At 66.7% G+C, this 19763-nt stretch carries 23 protein-coding genes; 8 read left to right on the top strand and 15 right to left on the bottom strand.

Translation table 11 applies throughout. From position 1 onward, the window contains the following. Positions 1-72: 72 nt before the first annotated feature. Positions 73-1239, top strand: coding sequence for a hypothetical protein (locus ACSSV8_RS01245; protein ID WP_454281244.1), 1167 nt, complete (start codon positions 73-75; stop codon positions 1237-1239). 38 nt (positions 1240-1277) lie between these two features. Here ACSSV8_RS01245 and rsmD read toward each other — a convergent pair whose 3' ends face one another. Further along, complete coding sequence (rsmD, locus tag ACSSV8_RS01250) at positions 1278-1835, bottom strand: 16S rRNA (guanine(966)-N(2))-methyltransferase RsmD (protein WP_354538845.1); 558 nt, start codon at positions 1833-1835, stop codon at positions 1278-1280. Then, positions 1832-3034 carry an NAD(P)/FAD-dependent oxidoreductase gene (locus ACSSV8_RS01255; protein WP_454281245.1) on the bottom strand — a complete coding sequence of 401 codons (1203 nt, stop codon included), beginning with the start codon at positions 3032-3034 and terminating at the stop codon, positions 1832-1834. The genes rsmD and ACSSV8_RS01255 overlap by 4 nt, the downstream gene beginning before the upstream one ends. Before the next feature lie 90 nt (positions 3035-3124). On the opposite strand from ACSSV8_RS01255, the gene ACSSV8_RS01260 reads away from it, so the two are divergent. After that, positions 3125-3613: a peroxiredoxin gene (locus ACSSV8_RS01260; RefSeq protein ID WP_354538843.1), complete on the top strand. Its 489-nt coding sequence runs from the start codon at positions 3125-3127 to the stop codon at positions 3611-3613. A gap of 50 nt (positions 3614-3663) precedes the next feature. Here ACSSV8_RS01260 and def (ACSSV8_RS01265) read toward each other — a convergent pair whose 3' ends face one another. Then, a complete protein-coding gene (gene def, locus ACSSV8_RS01265; protein WP_454281246.1) occupies positions 3664-4152 on the bottom strand; it encodes a peptide deformylase in 489 nt (162 codons plus the stop codon). Beyond that, positions 4149-4667 carry a peptide deformylase gene (gene def / locus ACSSV8_RS01270; protein WP_454281247.1) on the bottom strand — a complete coding sequence of 173 codons (519 nt, stop codon included), beginning with the start codon at positions 4665-4667 and terminating at the stop codon, positions 4149-4151. The genes def (ACSSV8_RS01265) and def (ACSSV8_RS01270) overlap by 4 nt, the downstream gene beginning before the upstream one ends. Before the next feature lie 96 nt (positions 4668-4763). Here def (ACSSV8_RS01270) and ACSSV8_RS01275 point away from each other — a divergent pair, with 96 nt between their 5' ends. Further along, a complete protein-coding gene (locus ACSSV8_RS01275; protein WP_454281248.1) occupies positions 4764-5933 on the top strand; it encodes a MalY/PatB family protein in 1170 nt (389 codons plus the stop codon). Positions 5934-5995: 62 nt separating this feature from the next. On the opposite strand, the gene ACSSV8_RS01280 is transcribed toward ACSSV8_RS01275, so the two are convergent. Beyond that, positions 5996-6769 carry an EcsC family protein gene (locus tag ACSSV8_RS01280; protein ID WP_454281249.1) on the bottom strand — a complete coding sequence of 258 codons (774 nt, stop codon included), beginning with the start codon at positions 6767-6769 and terminating at the stop codon, positions 5996-5998. 51 nt (positions 6770-6820) lie between these two features. Then, entirely contained in the window at positions 6821-7303 is a 483-nt protein-coding gene (locus ACSSV8_RS01285) for a GNAT family N-acetyltransferase (protein ID WP_454281250.1), read from the bottom strand. 91 nt (positions 7304-7394) lie between these two features. Between ACSSV8_RS01285 and ACSSV8_RS01290 the strand changes: the two genes are divergently transcribed. Further along, positions 7395-8000 (top strand): flavin reductase family protein, encoded by a 606-nt coding sequence (locus tag ACSSV8_RS01290; RefSeq protein WP_354538837.1) that lies wholly within the window; start codon positions 7395-7397, stop codon positions 7998-8000. A 109-nt stretch (positions 8001-8109) separates the two neighbouring features. Here ACSSV8_RS01290 and ACSSV8_RS01295 read toward each other — a convergent pair whose 3' ends face one another. The 7 genes from ACSSV8_RS01295 to ACSSV8_RS01325 form a co-directional block, all read right to left on the bottom strand. After that, a complete protein-coding gene (locus ACSSV8_RS01295; protein ID WP_454281304.1) occupies positions 8110-9774 on the bottom strand; it encodes an ABC transporter permease in 1665 nt (554 codons plus the stop codon). A gap of 192 nt (positions 9775-9966) precedes the next feature. Then, positions 9967-10761 carry a DUF1217 domain-containing protein gene (locus tag ACSSV8_RS01300; protein WP_454281251.1) on the bottom strand — a complete coding sequence of 265 codons (795 nt, stop codon included), beginning with the start codon at positions 10759-10761 and terminating at the stop codon, positions 9967-9969. Then, positions 10758-11165 carry a flagellar biosynthesis repressor FlbT gene (gene flbT / locus ACSSV8_RS01305; RefSeq protein WP_354538835.1) on the bottom strand — a complete coding sequence of 136 codons (408 nt, stop codon included), beginning with the start codon at positions 11163-11165 and terminating at the stop codon, positions 10758-10760. Before flbT ends, ACSSV8_RS01300 begins: the two co-directional genes overlap by 4 nt. Further along, entirely contained in the window at positions 11162-11539 is a 378-nt protein-coding gene (gene flaF / locus ACSSV8_RS01310) for a flagellar biosynthesis regulator FlaF (protein WP_354538834.1), read from the bottom strand. Before flaF ends, flbT begins: the two co-directional genes overlap by 4 nt. 77 nt (positions 11540-11616) lie before the next feature. Further along, positions 11617-12468: a flagellin N-terminal helical domain-containing protein gene (locus ACSSV8_RS01315; RefSeq protein ID WP_354538833.1), complete on the bottom strand. Its 852-nt coding sequence runs from the start codon at positions 12466-12468 to the stop codon at positions 11617-11619. A 210-nt stretch (positions 12469-12678) separates the two neighbouring features. After that, on the bottom strand, positions 12679-13038 hold the full coding sequence (locus ACSSV8_RS01320; RefSeq protein ID WP_354538832.1) for a flagellar protein FlgN: 360 nt from the start codon (positions 13036-13038) through the stop codon (positions 12679-12681). After that, a complete protein-coding gene (locus tag ACSSV8_RS01325) occupies positions 13028-13267 on the bottom strand; it encodes a rod-binding protein (RefSeq protein WP_354538831.1) in 240 nt (79 codons plus the stop codon). The genes ACSSV8_RS01320 and ACSSV8_RS01325 overlap by 11 nt, the downstream gene beginning before the upstream one ends. 152 nt (positions 13268-13419) lie before the next feature. On the opposite strand from ACSSV8_RS01325, the gene ACSSV8_RS01330 reads away from it, so the two are divergent. Then, the gene (locus tag ACSSV8_RS01330; RefSeq protein WP_454281252.1) at positions 13420-14874 is read left to right on the top strand and encodes a flagellar hook-length control protein FliK; all 1455 of its coding nucleotides are present in this window, start codon (positions 13420-13422) and stop codon (positions 14872-14874) included. Positions 14875-14916: 42 nt separating this feature from the next. Next, a complete protein-coding gene (locus ACSSV8_RS01335; protein ID WP_354538829.1) occupies positions 14917-15585 on the top strand; it encodes a flagellar hook capping FlgD N-terminal domain-containing protein in 669 nt (222 codons plus the stop codon). A gap of 110 nt (positions 15586-15695) precedes the next feature. Here ACSSV8_RS01335 and ubiB read toward each other — a convergent pair whose 3' ends face one another. Next, the gene (gene ubiB, locus ACSSV8_RS01340; RefSeq protein WP_454281253.1) at positions 15696-17228 is read right to left on the bottom strand and encodes a 2-polyprenylphenol 6-hydroxylase; all 1533 of its coding nucleotides are present in this window, start codon (positions 17226-17228) and stop codon (positions 15696-15698) included. Then, complete coding sequence (ubiE, locus tag ACSSV8_RS01345; RefSeq protein WP_454281254.1) at positions 17225-17968, bottom strand: bifunctional demethylmenaquinone methyltransferase/2-methoxy-6-polyprenyl-1,4-benzoquinol methylase UbiE; 744 nt, start codon at positions 17966-17968, stop codon at positions 17225-17227. The genes ubiB and ubiE overlap by 4 nt, the downstream gene beginning before the upstream one ends. A gap of 96 nt (positions 17969-18064) precedes the next feature. On the opposite strand from ubiE, the gene mutM reads away from it, so the two are divergent. Together mutM and ACSSV8_RS01355 are read left to right on the top strand one after the other, a co-directional pair. Next, positions 18065-18916: a bifunctional DNA-formamidopyrimidine glycosylase/DNA-(apurinic or apyrimidinic site) lyase gene (gene mutM, locus ACSSV8_RS01350; protein ID WP_354538826.1), complete on the top strand. Its 852-nt coding sequence runs from the start codon at positions 18065-18067 to the stop codon at positions 18914-18916. Positions 18917-18979: 63 nt separating this feature from the next. Beyond that, entirely contained in the window at positions 18980-19756 is a 777-nt protein-coding gene (locus ACSSV8_RS01355; RefSeq protein ID WP_354538825.1) for an enoyl-CoA hydratase, read from the top strand. Positions 19757-19763 lie beyond the last annotated feature (7 nt).

Consider the following 19763-nt stretch of genomic DNA (forward strand, 5'->3'; position numbering starts at 1 on the left):
CGGATTTGGGCAGCGCCGGGGTTAACCCGGCGCGCTGGACAGCGGAGTCGGGGCGGGGCAAGGTTTGCGGTGATGGTAAGTGTGTCGGATATCAGCGAGGACGAGATCCTCAAGGCGTGGCTGGAGGATCAGCCGCGCGAGGTGGCGGTCTGGATCGCCTCCCGCGCAGCGGCGCGGGTGTTGCCGATATGGTGGGATGCCGTGCTGACCGAAGAGTGGGCGCGTGAACATGGCATTTCGGCTCTTCCGGTACTCCACGGGCTGTTTGTTTCATCGGTTGCTACTTTCGTAACAAGCGAAAGTCTCACACGAGTCACAGATTTCGAAGTTCATGAGGTGCACCGAGCCGCTTATGAAGCCCAACCGAACAACGAAGCGGCCAAGGCGTCAGCCTTCGCCGCCGCCCATGCTGCACAAGCATTTCAGTCTGCCCTCTCTTACGCTTACGCCGCTCGATCCGCCGTCGAAGCGGGCCGCTCTGCTAGTGCCGCCGCCGATGTTTGGGGGGCGGTCAGAGAGGATGCGGAATTTGTGGCGAGTGGTGACGCGCCTGATCTTCGCCCGCTTTGGCCCGATGGGCCGGGGCCGCTGGCGCAGATGTGGGACGATGTCAAATCACGGGTGGCCAAGGCGCCGGATGCGCAAGACTGGCAGTTCTGGATTGATTGGTATGACGCCCTGCTTGACGGTCGCCCGATGCTGGGCGACCCCGCACGCACATGGGAAATGCTGGAAAAAATCGCGCTGATCGACCCCGCGACATGGGACAAGGGGCCGGGAGTGGTGAACCCGGTGATCCGGGAAATATGGGAATTGCACCGCCTGCGCGCCGAAGTTGCCGCCTTGCAAGCCGAGAAAGAGGCGTTTCTGGCGGCGCGCGCCTCCGAGGCGCATCGCGGGCATAATCAACCGCCCGAAGGCTTGGTTGATGACGCGCCGGACGTGGCGCAGAGCATCACAATTATCTGGGCCGGTCTGGACGATGCGCGCGACGAATTGGAACAAGAGGAGCCCGACAAAGGCCGCTTGCGCGCCATCGCAGACCGGATGATGGCGGCGCTGCGTGCGGTTGTGGCCTATTGCGGCAAGGTCGCGAATGTGGGGGCGATGTCGGCGGCGGATGAGACGGGCAAGCTTGTCGCGCGCACGACCTATGTAGCGACGCTCGATCATTTCGCGAACAATGGCCGCCTTTTGCGCTTCATCAAAGACCTCATGGGTTATGGGACCGGCGGGTGACGGGGAGTGGCGTTTAACATCCGAGCTGAACGCCGCCCCTACCCCGCCTCCAGAAACCGGATCATCGTCGCCCCATAGCGCCGCTCCTCGATGAGGCGCAGCGCCTCTGGCGGCGCGATGGCGGCGCTTTCTTCCCAGACGATCAGCGCGCCGGGCGCGATCCAGCCGCCTGCCAGCGCCGCCGAGAGCGCCGCCTCGCCCAGCCCCTTGCCATAGGGCGGATCGAGGAAGATCAGGTCGTGCGGCGCGCCGGGGTTGTCCCCCGGCCCGCGGGCATCCGCCGCGACCACCCGGCACGCCGCCTCGCCCCGGCACAGGGCGATATTCTGCCGCAGGATGGCCAGCGCCTTGCGCCCGTTCTCGATGAATGTCGCCGACTCCGCCCCGCGCGACAGCGCCTCCAGCCCGAGCGCGCCGGTGCCGGCAAAAAGATCCAGCACGCGCGCGCCCGTCACCGGATCGCCATAGCCGCCCGCCAGCACGTTGAAGAGCGCCTCGCGCACGCGGTCCGAGGTCGGGCGCAGATGCGCGCCCGCGTCCCCCTTGCCGACGCTGGCGAGCGCCCGCCCCCGATGCGCGCCGCCGATGATCCTCACCCGAGCAGCGCCTTGAGATCGGCCGCGGGATCGGCCACGCGGCCCGGATCGGCGCTTTGGCCCGCTTCGATCAGCCGCTTGCCCACCATATAGGCGCGCGGGTCGTTCATCGCGTCCACGGCAGCCAGGTCCGCGCCCCGGAAATACCAGACCGAATACGCCCCCCCCGCCGCGCGCGTCACCACCCGGTCATATCCGGTATTGAGCCCCGCGATCTGCAATTTCACGTCGTATTGATCCGACCAGAACCACGGTTTCGGCACATAAGCGGCACCGCGCCCCAGGATGTTTCCGGCCACGCACTCGGCCATGTCGATGGCATTGGGCACGCTTTCCAGCCGCAGCCGCCCGCCCCGATACGGGAAAGCGGCGCAATCGCCCGCCGCCCAGATCGCAGGGTCGGAGGTGCGCCCCTGCGCGTCCACCGCGATGCCGTTGTCGATCACGAGCCCCGCCGCCTCGGCCAGCGCGGTATCCGGCGCGATACCGATGCCGACGATCACCATGTCGGCGGCGATCTCGCGGCCATCCGAGAGCCGCGCGGCGCGCACTTGGCCTTCGCCGAGGAGGCGCTCCAGCCCCACGCCTTCGCGGATCTCAACACCGTGACGGGCGTGCAGCGCCCGGAAATAGTCCGAGGTCTCGGGCGCGGCGACGCGCCCCAGGATGCGGGCGGCCATCTCGATCAGCACGACCTCCATACCGCGTGACGCCGCCACCGCCGCCGCCTCCAGCCCGATATAGCCGCCCCCCACGATCAGCACCCGCGCGCCCGCGACGAAGCCCGGTGCCATCGCATCCACATCCGCCAGACTGCGCACCACATGCACGCCCCCCAGATCGCCTCCCATCGCAGGTGGCAGACGGCGCGGGACCGAGCCGGTGGCCAGCACCAGATGCGCGTAGCCAATGCGCCCCGCACCCGTCACCACCTCCTGCGCCGCGCGGTCGATGGCGGTCACGCGCGTGTTCAGACGCAGCTTGATCCCGGCTTCGGCATAATAGCTCTCGGGCCGCAGATAGAGCCGCTCCAGCGCCATCTCGCCCAGCAGGTATTTCTTCGACAGCGGCGGGCGCTGATAGGGCGGCACCGGTTCTTCGCCGATCAGCGTGATCGCGCCGTCATATCCACCGCCCCGCAACTCGGCCACCAGCGCGGCCCCCGCCTGCCCCGCCCCGATCACCACCACACCCGCCATCGCGCGCCCCCTCGTTTTACCGTGGCCCCTTGCCTAGCACCGGCCTATGGTTACATCCAACCGCAAACACATCTCAGGAGGGATTCGACCATGACCATTTCCACCAACGACAAACTGCCCGATGCCACGCTCTTGCGTCTCGGCGCAAGCGGCCCCGAAGAGGTGAGCCTTGCCAGCCTGACCAAGGGGCGCAAGGTGGTGATCTTCGCCGTGCCGGGTGCCTATACGCCCACCTGTTCCGCGGCCCATGTGCCCAGCTTCATCCGCACCAAGGCCGCGTTCGACGCCAAGGGCGTGGACGAGATTGTCTGCGTCTCGGTCAATGACCCCTTCGTGATGAAGGCCTGGGGCGAGGCCACAGGGGCCACAGAGGCCGGGATCACCATGCTGGCCGACCCGCAAAGCGCCTTGACCTCGGCAATCGGGATGGAGTTCAGCGCACCGCCTGCGGGCCTTCTGGCGCGCTCCAAGCGCTATGCCATGGCGGTCGAGGATGGCACCGTGACCGTGCTTCATGTCGAGCAAAGCCCCGGCACCTGCGAGGTAACGGCGGGCGAATCGCTGCTCGCCGCGATCTGAGCAAGGCAGCGCGCGCGCTGCCCTGCGGCGGGCGCGCGCCCCTGACCACGTCAGCCCGACTTGCGGGCGCGCCGCAAAAGCATGTCGCGTTTGACCCGGCTCAGCCGGTCGAAAAACATGCGCCCCTGCAAGTGGTCGATCTGGTGCTGCACGGATGTGGCCCAGAGACCGACGAAATCGCGCTCCTCGACCGCGCCCGCCGCAGTCAGATACCGCACCGTCACTGCGCGGGGCCGCGTGATCACCGCCGATGCACCGGGCAGGCAGGGGCTGGCCTCCTCGTGGTCGCGCAACTGCGCGCTGGCGTGAAGGATCTCGGGGTTGGCCATGCGCACGACTTGACCGCGCGCCTCGCTGGCATCGACGACGGCAAGGCGCTGCATCTCGCCCAACTGCACCGCCGCAAGGCCCACACCCGGCATTGCCTCCATCACCTCGATCATCTCGTCCCAGAGCGCGCGCACCGCGTCGGTGATCCCGGCCACCGGCTCTGCCGCCCTGCGCAGCCGCGCATCGGGCCAGCGCAGCACCGCCCTCACGCGCGGGCCTGCTCGCGCTTGAGCTTGACCATGCGCCTTGTGATCAGCTGCCGCCGCATCGCGCCCAGATAGTCGATGAAGAGCTTGCCGTTGAGGTGGTCGATCTCGTGCTGCACGCAGGTGGCCCAGAGCCCGCCGAACCCCTCACGATGCTCAGTCCCGTCGATACCGGTCCAGCGCAGTTCGACCTCCGCGGGCCGCGTCACCTCGCCATATTGCTCGGGGATCGACAGGCACCCCTCCTCGTAGACGCGCGTCTCCTCGGACGCGGCCACCACCTCGGGATTGATCATCACGATGGGGCGCGGGGCCTCCGCCTCTCCCTTTACACAATCAAGCACGATGAGCCGCGTCAGCACGCCCACCTGCGGCGCGGCAAGGCCGATGCCGGGCGCATCATACATGGTCTCGAGCATGTCGCGCGACAGGGTGCGCAGATCATCGGTGATCTCGCTCACCGGCGCGCAGACCTTCTTGAGGCGCGGGTCGGGGTGTATGAGGATGGGCCGTTTCATGGTGGCTGATTTAGGGGATCAAAGCGGCTTGCGCAACGTCCTTGCAGCCGCCGCCCAATCGTCTAGCCTGCGCCCGTGCAATCCACGGAGACCCCCATGAATTTCGACGAGATCATCGACCGGCGCGACACCCATTCCGACAAATGGGACATGATGGAGGCCAAATACGGAATCTCGCCCGAGGACGGGATCGCCATGTGGGTGGCCGACATGGATTTCCGCCCGCCCGCCTGCGTGACAGGGGCGCTCCGCGCGATGACCGATCACGGGATTTACGGCTATTACGGCGACGATACGGGCTATCGCGCCGCGATTCAGTGGTGGATGGAGACGCGCCACGGCTGGCAGGTGGACCCTGACGCGATCTTCACCACCCACGGCCTTGTCAACGGCACCGGCCTTTGCGTCGATGCCTTTACAGCGCCGGGGGACGGCGTGGTGATCTTCACCCCGGTCTATCATGCCTTTGCCCGTGTCATTCGCGCGGCGGGACGCGAGGTGCGGGAATGTCCGCTGGTGAACAGTGCAGGCCGCTACGAGATGGATTTCGACGCCTATGACCGGCTGATGACCGGCACCGAGCGCATGGTGATCCTGTGCTCGCCGCACAATCCCGGTGGCCGCGTCTGGAGCCGCGCGGAATTGCAGGGCGTGGCCGATTTCGCCCGCCGCCACGATCTGATCCTTGTCTCCGACGAGATCCACCATGACCTGCTGATGCCCGGACAGCGCCATATCCCGATGGCGCATATCGACGGGATCGCCGACCGGCTGGTGATGATGACCGCCACCACCAAGACCTTCAACATCGCGGGCGGGCATACCGGCAATGTTATCATCCATGACGAGGGCTTGCGCGCGCGTTTCGCGGTGCGGATGGCGGCGCTTGGGCTGTCGCCCAATTCCTTCGGGATCGCCATGGCCGAGGCTGCCTATGCGCCCGAGGGGGCGGCTTGGGTCGATGCGCTCTGTGCCTATCTCGACGGCAACCGCGCGCTGTTTGATGCCGGCGTGAATGCCATTCCCGGCCTGCGCTCGATGCCGCTGGAGGCGACATATCTGGCCTGGGTCGATTTTTCGGGCACCGGCATGGACCGCGCCGAGTTCACCCGCAGGGTGGAACGCGAGGCACGCATCTGCGTCAACCACGGGCCGACCTTCGGCACCGGCGGCGAGAGCTTTCTGCGCTTCAACATCGCCACGCCGCGCGCACGGGTGGCCGAGGCGGTAGCGCGGCTTCAGGCGGCGTTTGCGGATTTGCAGTAGCGGTTTGCCCGCCGTCATCCTCGGGCTTGCCCCGAGGATCTCCTGAACGAAAGTTCCTCCGGTCAAGCCGGAGGATGACGGTCGATCTGCGTCGCCCGTTCGCGGAACGCCGCCACCATCTCGTCCATCTCGCGATCCGCGTCGATGGCAAGGCGGCGCAGGCCGAAATGGACATGGGCCATGTCCTGATAATAACGGGTATAGGCGTAATTCGTGGCCGCCCCCGCCGCCGCCCCCAGAACCGGCACCGTCTGCGCCGCAAGCTTTTGCCCCAGCACCGTGGCAAGGCGCGGTGCCACTCGCGCAATGAGCGCCCTCAGCGCAGCACCAGTCAGCGTCACCCGCGTGCCGATAAGGCCGAGATTGGCCCCGTCATCGCTGGCCAATGGCCCCGCGCTCCCGAAAACCGCGATGGAATCGAACCGCACCCCCGGCTCGGCGGGGTCAAATCCGTGATCGGCGGCCACGTCCTGAATGGCGCGCATGAGCACGGTCACAGTCACCGGCAGTTCCGCCAGCGCCGTGGGCAGGCCGCCCATGCCGCCCGCCGCCCCCATCGCCGTGGTCAAAAGCCGCGCGCGCCAGCCCGGCAGGTTGGGCACCGCAGCCCGTGTGCCGTGCGCCGCCTCTGCCGCGTGGTGGAGCGCGCGCTCGGTCACCGTGCCGATGCGGGTGCGCGCCTCGGGCGGCAGCCGGTCCAGCAGCCCCTCGGCCTGCGTGCCGATGAGGTTCAGCACCTCCATCACCCCGCCGCTGGCGCGCGCATTGCGCGCCACCAGCGCATCAAGCCGCGCGTCAAAGGCGGCCCTGTCCGGCGGCCTGCCCAGTAATTCCATCAATATGCCCTCACCCAGCCCCGACAGAAATGACCGCGCTTGTGCCAGATTTCAAGCGGCCCGCGTCACGGTGCCCGCGATCCCGTCCCAGGCACCGGGGACGAGCGCCAGCCCCAGCACGCGCGCCGGGTTGGTCGGCGGCGGCATCTCGACCGCCGCGAGCCGCGCAAAGCCGAAGCGCCCGTAATAGGGCGCGTCGCCCACCAGCATCACCCGCGCCCAGCCACGCGCGCGCGCGCGCTCGAGGCTCTCGCGGATAAGCCAGCCGCCAAGCCCCTCGCCCTGATGGGTGGGATGCACCGCGACCGGCCCCAGAAGCAGCGCCTCCGCGCCGCCCACCCGCACCGGCCAGTAGCGGATTGCGCCCGCCACGATCCCGTCCTCGCGCGCGACAAGGCAGAGCTGCGCCACCGGGGCCACCCCGTCACGCAACCGGTAGGACGACAGCGCCTCGCGCCCCGGCGCGAAGCAAAGGTCATAAAGCGCCTCGACCTCCCACAGGTCCGCAGGCTCTTCGTGCCGCAATTCGATCATGGCGCGCCCGCGTCCCCCCGAGAATCGACTGGCCAAGCGCCTAGCACGGCGTTAGCTCTGGCACAAACCGCCCAAGCCCATGGAGTGACACATGTTCTACCGCCCCGAGGATGGCCACGGCCTGCCGCACAACCCGTTCAACGCGGTGGTGACGCCGCGCCCCATCGGCTGGATTTCCTCGCGCGGGGCGGACGGGCACGACAATCTCGCACCCTATTCGTTCTTCAACGCGGTGGCTTATGTGCCGCCGCAGGTGATGTTCGCCTCGACCTCGGTCAAGGAGGACCGAGGCGACACCAAGGACAGCGTCGCCAATATCCGCGAGACCGGCGTGTTCTGCGTCAATATCGTCAGCGAGGCGCTGACCGATGCGATGAACCGCAGCTCGGGCGCATGGGATCGCGGCGTGGACGAGTTTGTCGATGCCGGTCTCGAAAAGGCGGAGTGCAAGAGCATCGCCTGTTCCCGCGTGGCCGCGGCCCCCGCCGCCCTCGAATGTCGGCTGACGCAGATCGTGCAATTGCCCGGTGAGGCGAATTTCGTCGTCTTCGGCGAGGTCACAGGCGTGCATCTGCGCGACGACTGCCTTGTGGACGGGATTTTCGACGTGACGCGGTTCAACCCGCTCACGCGCCTTGGGTATCAGGATTACGCCGTGATCCGCGAGAAATTCAGTCTCCGCCGCCCCGGAGAATAGCCTCGTTCAAAGCGTTTCGGTATTTCGTTGAAACATCAAAACGCTTTGCGACTTTGTTTCACTCAATTCTCGAACCGGAAAAGCCTGTCAACTTTTTTCTGAAAGTGATTCACCCCGCCGAGATCGCCGCACCCAGCCGCGCCGCGCGCTCCGAGCGCCCGTCACGGCCGAGCGTTCGGCACAGGATCAGCACCGGCACGAGGCCGAACGCCACCAGCACCAGCGACGGCACCGCCGCCTCGGCCAGCCGCTCATCGGCAGCAAGCCGGTGCGCCTGCACCGCGAGCGTCTGAAAATTGAACGGATGCAGGATAAGCGTGGCGGGCAGTTCCTTCATGACATCGACAAAGACGATAAGCAGCGCGGTCAGCACCGAGGCCCGCGCCACCGGCAGATGCACCCGCGCCAGAAGCAGCGGACCCGGCTGGCCCAGAGAGCGCCCGATCGCGTCGAAATGCAGCGGCACCGTCGCCATGCCGCTGTCATAGGCGTTGAGGGCGGCGGCCATGAAACGCACCACATAGGCCATCACCATGAGCCAGATCGACCCGGTGATCAGAAGGCCTGTGCGGATGCCGAAGGTCTCGCGCATGAAGGCGTCAAGCACATTGTCGAAGGCCGCCATCGGCACCATCAGCCCCACCGCGATCACGCCCCCGGGGACCGCATAGCCGAGCCCCGCCCCAAGCACGAGCCCGCGCGAGACACGCCCCGGCCGCGTGCGGGCGCGAAACCCCACAAGGATTGCCCCCAGCACCGTCAGGACCGAGGCCACGGCGGCAAGCGTCAGCGAATTCGTCATGAACCCGAGATAGCGCGGCGACAGCAGGTCCTGCCCCGATCCCAGGGCCATCACGCCCAGCATGATCACCGGCAGGACGAAACCCAGAAGCACCGGCAGAAAGCACAGCGTGAACGCCCCCGCCGCCGCCAGCCCGGTGAGGCGCGGGCGCTCCATCGTCTCGAACCGCGCACCGCGCCCGGCGGTGCGCATCCGGCCCCGGCTCGCGCGCTCGAGACCCGCCAGAAGCAGCGCAAAGCTCAGCAGGCACAGCGCCAGTTGCGCCGCTGCCGCCCGGTCGCCAAGGCTGAACCACGCCTGATAGATGCCCGTGGCGAAGGTTTGCACATTGAAGAAGGCGACGGTGCCGAAATCCGCGATCGTCTCCATGATCGCCAGCAGCGCGCCACCTGCAATCGCGGGCCGCGCCATCGGCAGGGCCACCCTGCGGAACGCGTAAACGGGCGAGCGTCCCAACGTGCGCGCCACCAGGAACGCATTGGCCGATTGCTGGCGGAACGACGCGCGCGCCAGAAGGTAGACGTAAGGGTAAAGCACGATGCTCAGCATCAGCGCCGCGCCGCCAAGGCTGCGCACCTCCGGGAACCAGTAATCGCGCGGCCCCCAGCCGGTGAGCGCGCGCAAGGCGGTTTGCACGGGGCCGGGATGGTCGAGCAAATGGGTATAGGCGTAGGCCATGACATAGGCCGGAAAGGCCAGCGGCAGCGCCAGCGCCACCTCCAGCACCCGCACGCCGGGAAAGCGATAGACCGTCACCAGCCAGGCGGTGAGCGATCCGATCACCGCCGTGCTGACCCCCACGATCACCACCAGCTTCAGCGTGTTGAGGGTATAGCGCGGCAGGACGGTTGCCAGAACCGTGCGCCAGGTTTCGAGATCCCCCGACAGCGCCGCCAGCACCGCCGCGACAATCGGCGCGAGGCAGAGCGCCACGACGACCCAGGCAAGGCGATGAAGAAGGCGTTCGCCCATGACGTTGGCGCTCCGATCCTTGTTGCCGCGTGGCCAGGGGGCCTGCGCCGCCGACTGATACACGTCGCCCCCTGCACCTGCCAATTGCGTCCCGCCCTGTCAAGCCGATCACGATGACCGGCGGCCCGCGATCGACATGACCGATCGCGCGCGCTGGTGTGCCGCAATGGCCCTGCATGCAATCACGCCCGGTCATCGGCCCCCTTGCAACAGGCTCAGCGCTATGGCTTGTGAGGACAGAACCGCTGTGGACGAAATCTGATCGCGCAGGAGGAACTGCCGCAAAAGTCCCTCACGCAGGTCATTGTCCACAAGGTCTCTGGGACTTTCGATGTTCAGTTGCCGCGCCGCACGGGTGCGCAGTTCGTCCAGCTGACGATCGATATCGATCTGGGCAAAGCTGGACGGCAGGCCAAGCGCGGTCTCGAACACGCTCCGGAGCGGCGGGGTGCCGAGGATGCGAAACCACAGCGCGTTGTCGGACTCCGCATCGGTCCCGAACGCCGCAAGCTCGCGATCCGCATTCAGCGCGAGGCGCAGCGCGGTATCCTGTTCACCCACTGCGACCTCGAATTCGCGCCGCCGGAATTGCTCGATGATCTGCGCCGCAAATCCCGCTTCGCCCGTGCGCGGCCCGTCGGGCGCGGCGAAGCCGAACGCATCGGCAAAGCGGCGATAGCGATCGTCCGACAGGCGGTTGGCAAGCGCCTTGTCGTCCTCGGTGCCCTGTTCGAGGATCGCGCGAACAAAGGCGCGGCTGTCGATGTCGTCCTGAAGGCCGAACGCGCCGAGCGCCACGCGCAAGAGGCGGCGATCCGCGACGAGATCGGCCGCCGTCTGAACGCCCGCGATGGTCTGCGCGAAATGATCGGTATCGCGTCGAAGCGCCGGGGCGGCGTTGAAAAGCTCGGTCTGCCGGTCAAGCGTACGGCTCAGAAGGGCAAAGCCGACGAGGCCACCCAAGGGGACGACCGGCGCGAAGGTCATCTTGGACCGCCATGGGCCATAAGCCGCGCTTCTCTGGGCAAAAGCGCGCGAAGCGCCTTCAGGCAGGCATAGTGCTCTTCGGCCAGAAGCGCCTCGCTGGCACGGGTCAGCAGCGCGCGGCTGTCGGGGTCGCGCAAAACCTGACTCAACTCCTCTATGCGGCGCAGCATCTGCTGGCGCATGTCACGAGGAGCGGCGTCACCCGAAAGCACGAGTTGCGCCGCGAAGCAGGCGCGCCTCACAGGCGTAGTGGCCTCGTCGGGATGGATCGCGTCACGCAGGCGCAAGATGCGCGCATCCGGGGTCATCACCGACAGGCGCGACCGGCGATCCCCGTTTTCGATCACCGCGCCGTTCACGAGGACACGTTCCTTGGGGGCCAGCTTGAGGATGAGACGGCTCATTGCGTGGCTCCCGCACCCGAAAGACCACGCATCACGGCGGTGTTGATATCCACCAGCGGATCGACGGATGCCGCTTCGCGCAGAACTTGACCGCTGTGCCTTCGCGTGAATTCCGCCAGCGAGAGGATCTGCGCACGTAACGGCACGGACAGCCCGTTTTGCGGATCGGCCACGTCAACCGCGAAGATGGTCCACAAACGCTGATTGTCGTGGATGGCGGCGGCCAGCTGACCGAAATCCGACGCGCGGGTCTGCTCGGCCATCCTGAGACGGCGCGTGACGCGGGCGAGCGCGTCGTATTCCTGCGCGCGGGCGGTCCGCACGGTTTGACCCTGAGCCCTGTAGGCGGCCTCTGCCTTGAAAACTGCGGTCACGTTCTGTCCTTCCAAAACTGCGCATGACATCCGGCGGTGGGGTCAGGGGGCACCCTTTGGGGCGCCCCCTGATGGATTTACCGGAACAGCGACAGGATCGACTGCGGTGCCTGGTTGGCGATCGACAGCGACTGCGTGGCCAGCTGCTGCTGAACCTGGAGCGCCTGAAGCCGCGCCGAGGCTGCCTCGAGATCGGCATCGACCAGCGCGCCGACACCCGATGTGAGCGAATCGGTCAGCTTGGAGACGAATTCACTCTGGCTGTCGATCCGGCTGGCCGCAGCCCCGAGGGACGCGGCACCGGTCACGGCGGTCTGGATGAAGGTTTCGATTTCACCAAGAGCGGTAGCCGCGGTGGTGGTGTCGGTGATGGCGGTCAGGTTGGTGACAAGATCGAGATTCGCCTCGAAATCCACGCTCGCCACGGAGATATTGGTGGGCGCAGGCGCAGCCGTGCCCACCCGGTCCAGCGAGGCCAGAACATTGAAGGTGGTCGTGCCGGCCCCGGCACCATCGACATCGGTATTCAGCAGGTTGGTGCCGTTGAACTGCGCGGCGCTGATCACCGATGCGATCTGGGCGGTGCGCTGAGAGATATCCTCCTGGATCTTGGCGTGATCGACGTTCTCGCTCTGGGCGGAGACGATAAGCCCCTTGATCCCGTTGAGTTCCTCGACGATCTGCTCGGCCGCCGATGACGCCACGGCGACGGTCGCCTGCCCGAGGGACAGGCTGTCGGAAATCGCCTTGAACCCGGCGATATCGGATTCCATCACCTTGGAAATCGCGAAGATCGCCGAATTGTCCTTGGCCGTCGCGATATCCTTGCCGGTCGAAATCGCATCCTGCGTATTGGCAAGGTTCTTGTTCACGCTTTGCAGGGTCTGAAGCGCCACCATGGCGCTGTTGTTGGTCAGAATGCTGGACATGTGTTTTCCTTTTCAGATGCGGCGCGTTTGCGCCTGTTGGCATGACCTGCCCGCTCGGGCGGCCCGGAATGTCTTTCTGACGTGTGCAACCGGTGCCCTTTCGTTCCGGCGGCGCCACCCGTTTGCGGATGCCCGCCCAGATTTGCCCGCCAAGTCCTAAGGGAGTGCTAATCGCGCCAGAAAACTTCGGTAGGATTTGACGCAACCGGCTCAGGCCCGTCGTTCGAGACGGTGCACGACCGTCCCGGCGATGGTCTCCTTGCGCCCCTGCGGATCATAGGTCTCGATGGACCGGCGCACCTGCCGATAGGCGCTCAGCCGTGCGCTGACACGCCTGATCCCCTGCATCGCGGCATCCAGAAGACGCTCGTTGCGCGCGGCCCGCTCACGCAGCGCCGCAAAGATCGCAGACTCCGGCGCCCCGACTTTGCGCAACCGCGCAAGATGCGCCTCCTTTTCCTCCGCCAGGCCCGCGAGCGCCGCCAGGTCACCGCGGAGCAGACAGGCGTGCTCACGCTCCAGAAGCGTCTCGACGTCGCGAATCAGTTGCCTGTCGGCGTCAGTCGTCATGGCCGCGCTCCCGCAAAGAGGCGGCAATCATCCCGGCAAGGCCGAGGCCACCCTTGCGGGCAATCGCCTGCGCCAGTGCCTCGCGGTGGAACGAGGCGAATTGCGCCTCCCCCGCGCTGCCACTGAAGCTGTTGGTCTGTTCGCCAAGCCCCGAAAACTTGAGCATTTCCGCCAGAAAACCGGCCTCGAGCGCCTCGGCGGCGCGCTGAAGGCGGGGATGTGGCTGCATCACCGCTCTCGGGTTCGGGGGGGAAATCGGGTCTGTCACCTGGATACCTCGAATTGTTGGAATTTCAGCCAAGGAAACCGCAAAGCCGTAAAGAACTGGTAACCGGCTTGCGGATATCTTTGCGGGACGTTGAACCGGATCGGACCGCCTGCATGATGATCGTTTCCGAACACCACACTTCGCTGCCTGTCGTGCGGCGCGACGCCTCGTCGATCACGACGGGACAAGCGTTTTCCGCCTTCATGACGATGGAGCAGGCGACCCCGTCCGAGGGGGTCGATCCGGTCGGACAACAAGCGCTGCAGGGCACGCCGCCCGACGCCACCGAATCATCCACCATCAGCACTGATGCGGATCCGGCCGGACCGCCGGTGCCCCCCCCCGGCACGGCGACGACAGGGATCGGACACGGGCAGGGCCGCGCCGATCAGGACACCGGGACGGACGACCTCACAGTCGTCGCGCAGAGAGCGGTGCTGGCGGCGAAGCCGATGGCGGCGGACCTCGAAGTCATGTCGAACGTGCCGGACGCGGGCCCTGCCGGGGCCCCGCGCGGCGCACGCCCGACGCCCATGCCCGACGGCCCGGCGACACTACCGCGCGAGACCACACTACCAACGGACCTGCCTCATGCGGCACCTCATCCGGTATCCGGCCGGGCAACCGTGACAGCGGGGCATCTGCACGCCCGCGCAACAAACGCGCACGGCCTCCAAGCTACCGGGGCAGGCGACATGCCCCCCATGCAGTCGGCTTCTTCGGGACCGGAGCCTCTTGCCGCGCCGGAGAGGCCCTCGGCGACGGCACTGGAACCGCAAGGCGCAACCGCAAGGACCCTCGGCACCGGCATCGTGTCATCCGATGGGGTCCGCATTGCGGCGCAAGCGGTGCCCATGCCCTCGGCAATCGAGGCCGCATTCCTGATCCCGGCGCGTCCCGAGCACAGGCACGACGCGCTCACGCCACCGGATGTGCGGCAGAAAGCAAGCACAGCCGCCGCGCCGGTAACGGGCACCGTCACACTGCCCGCACAGCGCTTCGGCGCCTTTGTCAACCCGGCCGGGAACCGCACCGCAGACCCCGCAGCCGACCTCATGGCCATCGCCGAGCCGGAGGCGGACGGCACCCTGCGCCTTGCGGCGACTGAAACAGCCTCGTCGGCGCTTCGCGGCACAACCTCCGCGTTCACACATTTCGCGCCGCCGCAGAACACGGGTCAGACCACGACGCAGATCGTTGCCGCAATCTCGCGGGCGTCGGTGGACGGGCAAAAAACCACCGAGATCGCCCTCAACCCCGCGGAACTCGGCCGCGTGCGGCTTCATCTTGCCACGACGGACGGCGTGATGATCGTCATGGTGAGTGCCGAGCGCGCCGAGACGATGGAGCTTTTGCGCCGCAACATCGACACACTCACGAACGACCTCAAGGAAACAGGCTACGATGGCGCGCAGATCGTTTTCTCGCAAGACGGGGGCGGCGCGCGGGACAAGGAGGCGCGCGCGCCCGTAACCGCACCCACCCACGGGCCACCTGCGGCAAGCACCCCGGACACGCCGCCGCCCGTGCTGGTCATGCTGGGCGACCGGCTCGATCTGAGGGTCTGAACCGATGGCCCGGACATCAAGACCTCACCGAAAGGAGTGCTTATGGAACCTCTGACCGGCATTGCGCCGACGCTGCCCCCCGCCCCCCCCTTACCCGCCGCCCCCCGAAACGGAGCGCTCAGTTCGGATTTCGAGACCTTCCTGAAGATGCTGACCACCCAGATGCGCAACCAGGACCCGCTCAACCCGATCGATTCGGCTGATTTCGCGGTGCAGCTGGCGACCTTCTCGTCGGTCGAACAGCAGGTGCTCACCAATGACCTGCTTTCGGGGCTTGGCGCGCAGATGGCCACGCTTGGCATGGGACAGCTTGCGGGCTGGATCGGGCTCGAGGCCGAGATTGCGGCCCCCGTGCGCTTTGCCGGTGCGCCCGTCTCGCTCAGCGCGACCGTCGCGCAGGGGGCCGATGCAGCGGAGCTGATCGTGACGAACGAGCAGGGTGTGATCGTTCAGCGCCTGCCGATCGCACCGCAAAGCGGCCCGGTTCTCTGGGAGGGACGCGACTCGCTCGGCCTGCCGCTGGTGACGGGCACCTATCGGGTGACGGCGCATTCGCTGGCGCGGGGAGAGACGATCGCGCGCCACGAGGTGCATCTTCACGCCCGAATCGACGAGGCGCGTCTGGACGGCGGCGCGGTCCGGCTTGTGCTTGAGAACGGTCAAAGCGTCGGCGCGGAGGAGGTGCTCGGCCTGCGCCCGCCCGCGCCATGACCTCTCACCCAAAGCGATTTCTGAAAAGTCTGATGGACTTTGCCGGTTCGAAATTGCGCCAGATCAGAGCGTCAACTCGTCTCGGCGTTTCAAGGAGACACCGAAACGCTTCAGAACAGCGCCAGTGCCAGCGTCACGACGGCACCGCCCGCCACCGCCCCCGCCCCGGACCAGAGCAGCCGCCCGGGCCAGTGCCGCGCCGGCGGCGGCGCGGGCGGATGCGCCTGCCGGATCAGGACCGCCTCGAGCAGCCCCGGCAGGCGCGGACCGTAGCGAGACAGCACCATCGCGGTGCGCCCCAGATCGCGCAGCGCCGCGCGCGGACCCATGGCGTGGCGGATGTAATCCTCGACCACGGGACGGGCCACCTGCCAGATGTTGATCTGCGGATCGAGCGAGCGCGCGACCCCCTCCACCACCACCATCGTGCGTTGCAGCAGGATCAGTTCCGTCCGCGTCTCCATCCCGAAACGCTCTGTCACTTCAAAAAGATAGCTGAGCAGGCTGCCCATCGAGATGCGGCTTGCATCCATGCCGAAAATCGGTTCCCCCACGGCGCGCAAAGCGCGCGCGAACGCATCCACATCGCGGTCGCCGGGCACATACCCCGCCTCGAAATGGACCTCGGCCACGCGCCGGTAATCGCGCTTGATGAAGCCGTACAGGATCTCGGCATAGACGCGCCGGGTATATTCGTCGATATGCCCCATGATCCCGAAATCATAGGCGATGATGTCGCCATTGGCGGCCACCTTGAGATTGCCCTGATGCATGTCGGCGTGGAAATAGCCGTCGCGCAGCGCATGGCTGAGGAAGAGTTGCAGCACCCGCGCCCCAAGTGCCACCCGGTCATGCCCCGCCGCATCGATGGCGGCATTGTCGCCCATGGGCGCGCCATCGGCCCATGCCATCGTCATCACCCGGCGCGAGGACAGGTGCCAATGCACGCGGGGCAACTGAAACCCCGCGTCGCCCTCGGTATTGGCCGCGAATTCGGAGGCGGAGGCGGCTTCGAGCCGCAGGTCGAGCTCGCCCATGACCACGCCCTCGAAATGGGCGATCACATCCGTGGGCCGCAACCGGCGCGCGGACGGCGCAAGCAGTTCGACCATGCGCGCCGCGAAATAGAAGGCGTCGATATCGCGGCGAAAGGCGCGCTCGATGCCCGGGCGCAGCACCTTGACCGCCACCGCCTCGCCGGTCTCGCGCAGCCGCGCCCTGTGCACCTGCGCGATCGAGGCCGCCGCCACCGGCGGGCTGAAGTCATCGAAGATCTCGGCCACCGGGCGGCCAAGCTCCTGCGCGACGGCCATTTGCGCCACCTCGACCGGAAAAGGGGGCAGCTTGTCCTGAAGCACGCGCAATTGCGCGGCGAGATCCTCGCCCACCAGATCGGGCCGCGTGCTGAGGATCTGGCCGAACTTGATATAGGCGGGCCCCAGAGCCGTCAGCGCGCGCACGGCGGGCGGCATGGCCGGATCACCCCGGTCGCCCAGCCACTGAAATGGCCACGCCAGCGCGCGCATGGTCGCGCGCACCAAGGGCGGCGCCTCGAACGCCGCCATGATCAGGCCCATCGCGCCGGTGCGTTCCAGCGTGGCCCCGGTGCGGATCAGACGGATTAGGTTATGCGGCCCCCTCAAATCTTCCACCCCGAATGCAGGCAGGCGATACCCATGGAAAGATTGCGATATTTCGCGTTCCCGAAGCCCGCATCGCGCACCATCCCCAGAAATGTTTCCTGATCGGGGAAGCGGCGGATCGATTCGACAAGGTATTGATAGCTGTCGCGGTCCCGCGCGATCACCTGCCCCAGTCGCGGGATGATATTGAACGAATAAAGGTCATAGACTTTCTGCATCAGGTCATTAGGGATCTGGCTGAATTCCAGCACCATCAGCCGCCCGCCGGGCCGCAGCACACGAAACGCCTCGTTGAGCGCCTCTTGCGGACGGGTCACGTTGCGGATGCCGAAACTTATCGTGTAGACGTCGAAACTGTTATTCTCGAAGGGCAGCGCCATCGCATCGCCCACCACCCAGTCGAGGCTGTCGGCCAGAGCCTCGGCCTCGGCGCGCTTCTGCCCCTCGACCAGCATCGGCTCGGTCAGGTCGAGCACCGTGGCATGACCGCGCCCCGCGCGCCGCAGGAACCGGAACGAGATGTCGCCGGTGCCCCCCGCCACATCGAGAAGCCGCTGACCGGCGCGCGGCGCGAGCCAGTCCATCATCGCATCCTTCCAGATCCGGTGGATGCCGAAACTCATCGCGTCGTTCATTACATCGTAGTTCGACGCGACCGAGCCAAAGACGCCGCGCACGCGCCCCGCCTTCTCCGCCTCGGGCACGTCCTGAAATCCGAAATGGGTGGTTTTCTCGCTCATGCCGCACTCCGGGGCTTGCTCATCCTGGGTCCCGCCTTTCTTATAGGTCGCTCACCGGGGGTTACAATGCGCCGCTTGCGCGCGCCGAGGTCCGTCATGCCCGAATTGCCAGAGGTCGAAACCGTCCGAAGCGGCCTGGCCCCCGTCATGGAGGGGCAGGTGATCGCGCGCGCGCAGGTGAACCGCCCCGATCTGCGCTGGCCCTTTCCGCCAGACATGGCCGCACGGCTGACGGGCGCGCGGGTGCTCTCGCTGCGGCGACGCTCGAAATACCTGCTGGCCGATCTCGACCGGGGCGAAACGCTGCTCGTCCATCTGGGCATGTCGGGGCGGATGCTGGTGTCGGGGGCGCGGGTGGGGCAATTCGTCCACGATCACCCCGCGCCTGCGAAACACGACCATGTGATCGTCGACATGGCGGGCGGCGCGCGGATCACCTTCAACGACCCGCGCCGTTTCGGCGCGATGGATCTGATGGCGACGGCCGGTGCCGAGGCCCATCCGCTGCTGGCGAAACTCGGGCCGGAACCGCTTGGCAACGGGTTTCACGAGGCCCATCTCGCCGCCGCCCTTGCCGGACGGCGCACGCCCGTCAAGGCGGCGCTTCTCGATCAGCGGATCGTGGCCGGTCTGGGCAATATCTATGTCTGCGAGGCGCTTTTTCGCGCAGGGATCTCGCCGCGCCGTGTGGCGGGCAGTCTCGGGCCTCGGCGCATCGCGCGGCTCACCGGTGCCATTCGCGCCGTGCTGACCGAGGCGATTGCCGCAGGCGGTTCGTCCTTGCGCGACTACCGGCAGGCCGATGGCGAGCTTGGCTATTTCCAGCACGCTTTTGACGTCTACGGGCGCGAGGGCGCGCCCTGTCGCAAACCCGGCTGCGACGGCCGGATCGCCCGCCTCGTGCAATCCGCGCGCTCCAGTTTCCATTGTCCGCGCTGTCAAAGATAGGTTGAAAGGCGTCCCCGACATGGTAATGACTTGGGCCGAGCGAAACCAAGGAAAGCTGAATTCATGGCCTATGAGACGATCATCGTCGAAATAGAAGACCACGTCGCCCTCATCAAACTCAACCGCCCCGACGCGCTCAACGCGCTCAACGATCAGTTGATGTCGGAACTGGCCGAGGCACTGGCCGACGCGCAGGGCAACGACAAGGTGCGCTGCATCGTGCTGACCGGTTCGGAAAAGGCCTTTGCCGCCGGGGCCGACATCAAGATGATGAGCACGAAAAGCTTTGTCGATGTCTTCACCGAGGACCTCTTCACCGCCGACAGCGACGCCATCGCCCGCATCCGCAAGCCGATCATCGCCGCCGTGTCGGGCTACGCGCTTGGCGGCGGCTGCGAGCTGGCGATGATGTGCGATTTCATCATCTGCTCGGACACGGCCAAGTTCGGCCAGCCGGAAATCAACCTTGGCGTGATCGCCGGGCTTGGCGGCACGCAGCGCCTGACGCGCGCCATCGGCAAGGCGAAGGCGATGGACATGAACCTGACGGGCCGGTTCATGGATGCCGAAGAGGCCGAGCGCGCCGGTCTGGTGAGCCGCATCGTGCCTGCCAAGAAACTGATGGATGAGGCGATGTCAGCGGCCCAGAAGATCGCCGAGAAATCGCAGGTCACGGTCATGGCCGCCAAGGAGGCGGTCAACCGCTCGTTCGAGACCACCTTGCGCGAGGGGCTGTTGTTCGAGCGGCGCGTGTTCCACTCGCTCTTTGCCACCGAGGACCAGAAAGAGGGCATGGCCGCCTTCGCGGAGAAGCGTCAGGCGCAGTTCCGCGACAAGTGAGCGGCGC

The organism is Roseovarius sp. MBR-79, from assembly GCF_053628555.1.

Coding starts and splice junctions, on each gene's coding strand:
- ACSSV8_RS01330 (WP_454281252.1), top strand. CDS start 13,420: ATGATGATCGTTTCCGAACACCACACTTCGCTGCCTGTCGTGCGGCGC.
- ACSSV8_RS01315 (WP_354538833.1), bottom strand. CDS start 12,468: ATGTCCAGCATTCTGACCAACAACAGCGCCATGGTGGCGCTTCAGACC.
- ACSSV8_RS01260 (WP_354538843.1), top strand. CDS start 3,125: ATGACCATTTCCACCAACGACAAACTGCCCGATGCCACGCTCTTGCGT.
- def (WP_454281247.1), bottom strand. CDS start 4,667: ATGAAACGGCCCATCCTCATACACCCCGACCCGCGCCTCAAGAAGGTC.
- ACSSV8_RS01255 (WP_454281245.1), bottom strand. CDS start 3,034: ATGGCGGGTGTGGTGGTGATCGGGGCGGGGCAGGCGGGGGCCGCGCTG.
- ACSSV8_RS01280 (WP_454281249.1), bottom strand. CDS start 6,769: ATGGAATTACTGGGCAGGCCGCCGGACAGGGCCGCCTTTGACGCGCGG.
- ACSSV8_RS01355 (WP_354538825.1), top strand. CDS start 18,980: ATGGCCTATGAGACGATCATCGTCGAAATAGAAGACCACGTCGCCCTC.
- ACSSV8_RS01335 (WP_354538829.1), top strand. CDS start 14,917: ATGGAACCTCTGACCGGCATTGCGCCGACGCTGCCCCCCGCCCCCCCC.
- ACSSV8_RS01285 (WP_454281250.1), bottom strand. CDS start 7,303: ATGATCGAATTGCGGCACGAAGAGCCTGCGGACCTGTGGGAGGTCGAG.
- ACSSV8_RS01290 (WP_354538837.1), top strand. CDS start 7,395: ATGTTCTACCGCCCCGAGGATGGCCACGGCCTGCCGCACAACCCGTTC.
- ACSSV8_RS01295 (WP_454281304.1), bottom strand. CDS start 9,774: ATGGGCGAACGCCTTCTTCATCGCCTTGCCTGGGTCGTCGTGGCGCTC.
- mutM (WP_354538826.1), top strand. CDS start 18,065: ATGCCCGAATTGCCAGAGGTCGAAACCGTCCGAAGCGGCCTGGCCCCC.
- ACSSV8_RS01300 (WP_454281251.1), bottom strand. CDS start 10,761: ATGACCTTCGCGCCGGTCGTCCCCTTGGGTGGCCTCGTCGGCTTTGCC.
- ACSSV8_RS01320 (WP_354538832.1), bottom strand. CDS start 13,038: ATGACGACTGACGCCGACAGGCAACTGATTCGCGACGTCGAGACGCTT.
- ACSSV8_RS01245 (WP_454281244.1), top strand. CDS start 73: ATGGTAAGTGTGTCGGATATCAGCGAGGACGAGATCCTCAAGGCGTGG.
- ACSSV8_RS01325 (WP_354538831.1), bottom strand. CDS start 13,267: ATGCAGCCACATCCCCGCCTTCAGCGCGCCGCCGAGGCGCTCGAGGCC.
- ubiE (WP_454281254.1), bottom strand. CDS start 17,968: ATGAGCGAGAAAACCACCCATTTCGGATTTCAGGACGTGCCCGAGGCG.
- ACSSV8_RS01275 (WP_454281248.1), top strand. CDS start 4,764: ATGAATTTCGACGAGATCATCGACCGGCGCGACACCCATTCCGACAAA.
- flbT (WP_354538835.1), bottom strand. CDS start 11,165: ATGAGCCGTCTCATCCTCAAGCTGGCCCCCAAGGAACGTGTCCTCGTG.